Here is a 1,610-nt window from a genome sequence, read left to right on the forward strand (position 1 = left end):
TCCTTTGCCGACTTTTTGGAGCGCATGAAAGACCCCGCGGCCGCCGACCTGGTCCGCACGATTCGAGCGTGCGTCGCGGATGGGGCGGGAAGAGGCGTGGAGGGGGTCGTTCGACTCATCGTGCGCTCGCGGTGCATGCGGTGTATGGGGTGTTCGGGGGCTCACCGGCTTAGGCTTGCTGAGGTGCGCCACGATCCGCCTCGTCTTCTCCTGGACCCCCGCCTGTCTCCAGCAGTGGGAGACGAACAGCTTGGGCCCGTTGACGTTCTTTTCGCGTCGGAGCAGCTCTTCGGCGTTAAAGAGGGTCTGGTCTGTCCAATGAGGAGGCGCGGGGGGGTCCTGAGGAGAGCAAGCGTCGGGGGCGATGTGGCCTCAGCAGGCGGCAGCTGGGCAGACATGTCTATGAACAATAATCAAGATATCGGGGTCAGGGCACGGCATAGCGGGACGTACCGTGCCGCCGTTGGGGCGCGTGGGAGCCTGTGGGATCATCTGAAGCAACGTCTCGGTTGGAGTCACCTTCGCCATCGCTGGGTATCGGGTCGGGGCGGGGCGGGATAGGCTTTGGAGGCAGCGCGCTGCTTGGGGCGGGGTTGGGGGGTGGGGGGCTGGGGGCGGGGGTAGGGACCCCAGGGAATCGTTGTGGATGGGAATCGCCGTGGATTCCTGGGATGCTTGGAGCGGGGCTACGAGGGTAGGGAGGCTGGGCCTCGGGTAGGGGCCGATGCAGGCGATGATCGATGGGTTTAGGGTCTAGTAGTGGGGAGGGATCTTGGGGCTGTCGGGGTCGATGCTCGGGGTTTGGAGCATTGAGATTCCTGGGGAATCTATTTTTGGGATATCGCTAGTTTAATTTTCATATACAGGGGTATTTTCATTTCAGGTACAACTTCGATAAAGGTATATACTTAAATAGGCCCCCTACCGCCCTTCGTGGAGGCGCTTGCATGCGCGGCTGGAGCATGGCCGGCATGGTGGCCTTCGACCGGCCGGCGGCGTTTTGATTTTTCGGCGTCCGTCCCCAGTCGACTTAACGCAACCGCCGATACGAAGGGGAACCGGATCCATGCTCTTCCTCCCGCGCGTCGACGTCCCCCGCTCCGGCCGGGACCCCAGCACCTTCAGCACCGACCTCGATGGCCCCGCCGCTCTCGAGGCCCTGGCCCAGCCCGGCCACTCCCTCGTCGAGTTCCTGTGCAACCACGCCGTCACCAAGCTGGACCGGGACCACGACGCCTACTTCGACGAGGCGCCCTCCGCCACGCAGACCGCCGCGCTGCGCGCCGACGTCCTGAACAAGGCCTCGTCCATCGCCATGATCCTCTGCGGCGCCGGGCGCCCGGTCACCGTCAAGCTGGCCACCCGCCACGGCTTCTGCGCCACCAAAGGCAGACACAAGCTCTCCTTCCGGCCCTTCCTCCAGGGCGTCGCCATCCGGTACACCGACATCCCCAAGATCATCGCGATGCAGGGGCAGCAGGGGTTCTGGGACATGAGCGTGTACAAGGCCGCCGAGCAGCTGATGGCCGGCATCAACGGCGCCAAGGCGCGCGACGCCCCGCGGGTACTGCTCCCGGAGGAGCCCGGCGACGTCCGGTCCCACTCCCTCG

At 65.0% G+C, this 1,610-nt stretch carries 1 protein-coding gene; it reads left to right on the forward strand.

The features are described from left to right. Positions 1-1,066: 1,066 nt before the first annotated feature. On the forward strand, positions 1,067-1,610 hold a 544-nt coding region (locus NTW26_00280), incomplete at its 3' end, for a hypothetical protein (protein ID MCX7020710.1).

This window comes from bacterium (assembly GCA_026398675.1).
Classification (GTDB): Bacteria; RBG-13-66-14; RBG-13-66-14; order RBG-13-66-14; family RBG-13-66-14; genus RBG-13-66-14.